The following is a 3,563-nucleotide window of genomic DNA, read 5'->3' on the forward strand; positions in this document are numbered from 1 at the left end:
GATGCCTGTCATCCAGAAGGCTACTGCTATGGCTACTGCGATTGTCACGGCTACTATTATTACTGTCGCTATTACGGGGGAGATACCTTTTCTTGTGGTCATACAAATGTATTAAGGTTGGCTTGCTTAAATATTTTTCCTATGCTGTATTTTGGAACTTTAAAAATGTAAGGTTGGGGTTTCAATTTATAATTTTGAAATTTAGGGACGTGGGGCTAGTCTAGGTAGTGGTTTTCACGGTACCATTCTATTGTCTCCTTGAGTCCTTGTTTCAGGTTGTAGCGTGGCTTGTAGCCTAGCTCTTTTCTGGCTTTCTCGACGCTGTAGGCCCTGTTCGTGGTGACGGAGTCTGCGAGTGCTGTGCGGTGCATGAGGTTGCCTTGGCGTGTTATGCGGTCGTAGATCTCGAGTGGGGCTATTAGTATCTTTGCGAGTCCTGGGGGTAGGGTGATGCTGGGCGGCCCCATGCCTGTTAGCTCGTGGAGGACTTGGTAGACCTGGTTGTAGGTGTACCACTTGTCCTCGCTGATGATGTATGTCTGGTTTACCGCGTTTTCTTTTTCGAGGGCGAGGATGAAGCCTTGGACGACGTCCTTCACGTGTGCGAACTGTACCAGGTTTTCTCCTGAGCCTATCTTGACCTTGCTGGCTAGGCCTCCCTTCGCATAGCTCGTGATGAACCAGTATGAGACGTCGTCGACGTTTCTCGGACCGTAGATGCCGGAGGGCCTTATAATCGTATATTTCAGGCCTTTCTCTGAGAGTTTTCTCACGACTTGCTCTGCCCTGGCCTTGGACTTGCCGTATTCGAACTGGGGTCTAAGGGGGGTGTTCTCGTCTCCCGGCGGGTTTAAGACTGGGCCAATGGCCTCGGTGCTGCTGCAGTATATGAATCGATAGACCCCGCTTTCAATAGCGGCTGTGGCGAGCCACTCCGTCCCCTTCACGTTTACCAGCTCGTATAGCTCCTTTTTTCCGAAGAAGGTGTAGTAGGCTGCAAGGTGGATTACGGAGTCGACCCCCTTGACCGCTCCGGGGAGTGTCCAGGGTTTCGTTATGTCTCCCTTGTAGAGCTCGACTCCAAGGGCTTCTAGGAGCCTGGTGTCGCTGGTGGGGCGTACAAGTGCTCTAACAGTGTAGCCCTTGCTTACAAGCTCTTCCACGAGGTGACCGCCTAGGAAACCCGAGGCCCCCGTGACTAGGATCTTCATCGTCACCTCACCCTTAAGTAGACAGTATATGTGAAGGCCTGGGGAATGTGAAGACCGTCATAGGGTTCAAGGGGTGTTCTGAGGTAGCTCTCGCCGAGGGGGACAACCCTGTAGACTCCCAGTCTGTGAAGGTTTTTCTCTATCTCGGCGATCTTGTCGGGGGTTAAGGCCATCGCGATTGTCTGAACCTTGTCCACGCCTTGGTATGCAGGGTTCTTTGGCAGTTTCTCGATTAAAGCTAGGGCCTCCTTAGTATTCTGGACGGCGACAATCTCTATGAACCTTCTTCTATAGTGAAGGGGGAGCAGGGCATCTTTTGGAAGCTTTGCGAGAGCGCTGTCGTTCTCCGAGACGACTATTGTCCAGGGGTTTCTAGGGTCGGTGCTGGCTAATACCTTCGCGCCTGCCAGCTCAAGGCTTCTGATAAGGACGAAGAGGGCGTAGGGAAGAGTCTCGCTCTGCAAGGAGTACTCCTGTCCTATTTTCTCAAGTGCTGACGCAAGCATCTCGGCGAACTGGATTGCCTCGTGTCGAGGCCCTATTAGGGCTGCCTGGGTCGGCGAGTTGCAGAGTTGTTGCTCGTAGAGTATCATTTCTAGGGCTAGTCTCTCTGCAGTCTGCTGGTCCACGTGCTCCGAGTCTATTATCGCGAAGCCCGTCATGGGCCCATTAACTATAAACCTAGGCCTGTAGGGGTTGACCGCTAACATGTGCGCTACAAGCGTTCTGCCCGGCTCCCCACCCCAGTAGTTAACGACGCCCAGGGGGGCTTTTTCGAGGAGTGTCTTGAGGTTGCGGCTCTCGTGGGCGTAGTATCCCACTATTAGGGCTCTCCTGAGTGGGTCGTCGTTCGGTAGGTTTTGGAGTGGCGAGTAGACTTCTTGTACTGCTTTTATGTTTGTTATGGAGGGCCGGAGTATCGTGAAGTTTCCCGTGACGATAGAAAGAGTTGTTGGGATGAGTGGAGGGATTATCGAGTTCCCTGAGCCTATTATTAAAACGGGCCCCGCGGGCATTGTCCTAACACGCTCGCCTGGCGCCAGCTCTACTAGTCTCTCCAGGCTTTCAGCCCCTCCTGTGAGGGACACGTCTAGGATCCTCACCAGGTTCTCTTGGTTAAGTACCTCGGCCACGAAGTCGAACTCGAGGTCTATGAGTTTTAGCGGGTATCCTGTCGCCCTTGCTAGCTCCTCCTTGAGCCGGGATAGCTTTCCGCTTTCAAGCTTTTCAAGCCATTCTTCTCCCAGCATGCTTATAGCCTTTAATCTCTGTTTTAGCGGTGTGTTTGCTAGCTCTTGCTGTGTCGAGGGCGCCGCCTTCAGCAGTGGTATTAGCCAGTCGGCTTTTACCTCGTGTAGGACTAAGTCCTCATGCTTTACATGCTCTATGCCTTTGGGGTCTATGCCGGGGTAGAATACGGGGACTTCGATGCTCATTGGATCTCCCCGCCCCTTATCATGAGCTCCTCGAGGGTCCCACCGCATGCTCTCTGTAGGCTCCAACCCTCTTCCTCTGTTAGCCTCCTGACATAGATGAATTCGCGTCCATAATACCTGTCTGAGGGGACCTGCCTCACAATGTCGCCCGGTATGAAGACTTCAAGCCAGGATACGGCGAGTGGGTCGTATATCGCTAGTAGCCCGTCCTTGTTGTAGTGCTCCATGGGCTTGTACGTTTTGGGGTCTAGAAGGAAGACCTCCTGTAGGGGATGCGGTATCTTGTGCATGACTCCGTAGTTGTCTAGGAGCGCGGTGAGGGTTTCAGTCATGCCTAGTACGTCCATGAATGGGACGGGGACTTCTCCTCCAGTATCCTTATCCTCAGCCTTGAAGACTCTCCTTGCTTCTTCGACAATTACATGGTACTCTGGGACTTGAAGCCCCTTTGAGCCTCCCCCGGTTACTATGACGCCTCCTCTACCCAGGTCAATTGGAGGCGCGCCAAGGGCTAGCTTGTAAAGAGCCTTCTTTAGCAGTCCTAGGCCTGCAAACTGCTGCGATACAAGATGGACACCAGCTGGAGCTGAAAAGAAGAGCTTTGGCTCTTCCCTGCTCTTGATAAACTCGGCTATCCTCTTCGTGTTGGGGACGAGTCTCTTCCATAAAGGGGTGTCGCCGCTCTCGGGAACCAAGTCCATCCCGTATAGAAGCCTTATCTTCTTGTATTGAAGTGCGAGATCAACGAAGGCGACGAAGTTCAAGTGGTTCTTAAGCTCCTCAGCCGCTAGGAAAAGGGCGAGCCCCTCCCCTTGCTTAAGCTCGCCGCCGTAGACGTACTCGAATAGGTTAGCGTTGGCCACAGTCATTAGCACGAGCTCGAGAGGGCTACGGTATATTCTGACAGGTGTTTTAC

At 52.8% G+C, this 3,563-nt stretch carries 4 protein-coding genes; all 4 read right to left on the bottom strand.

Annotated elements, in window-relative coordinates; genetic code table 11:
- The coding region (locus ACP5KC_RS09445; protein ID WP_424740403.1) for an archaellin/type IV pilin N-terminal domain-containing protein at nucleotides 1-102 on the bottom strand (102 nt) is incomplete at its 3' end.
- A 113-nt stretch (nucleotides 103-215) separates the two neighbouring features.
- Complete coding sequence (locus tag ACP5KC_RS09450) at nucleotides 216-1,211, bottom strand: NAD-dependent epimerase/dehydratase family protein (protein ID WP_428287391.1); 996 nt, start codon at nucleotides 1,209-1,211, stop codon at nucleotides 216-218.
- Nucleotides 1,212-1,213: 2 nt separating this feature from the next.
- Complete coding sequence (locus ACP5KC_RS09455; protein ID WP_428287392.1) at nucleotides 1,214-2,647, bottom strand: acyl-CoA reductase; 1,434 nt, start codon at nucleotides 2,645-2,647, stop codon at nucleotides 1,214-1,216.
- Nucleotides 2,644-3,563: hypothetical protein (locus tag ACP5KC_RS09460; protein ID WP_428287393.1), on the bottom strand; the 920-nt coding region annotated here is incomplete at its 5' end. The genes ACP5KC_RS09455 and ACP5KC_RS09460, both read right to left, overlap by 4 nt.

The sequence above is a fragment of the Infirmifilum sp. genome (assembly GCF_049970975.1).
Lineage (GTDB): Archaea > Thermoproteota > Thermoprotei > Thermofilales > Thermofilaceae > Thermofilum > Thermofilum uzonense.

Coding starts and splice junctions, on each gene's coding strand:
- ACP5KC_RS09450 (WP_428287391.1), bottom strand. CDS start 1,211: ATGAAGATCCTAGTCACGGGGGCCTCGGGTTTCCTAGGCGGTCACCTC.
- ACP5KC_RS09455 (WP_428287392.1), bottom strand. CDS start 2,647: ATGAGCATCGAAGTCCCCGTATTCTACCCCGGCATAGACCCCAAAGGC.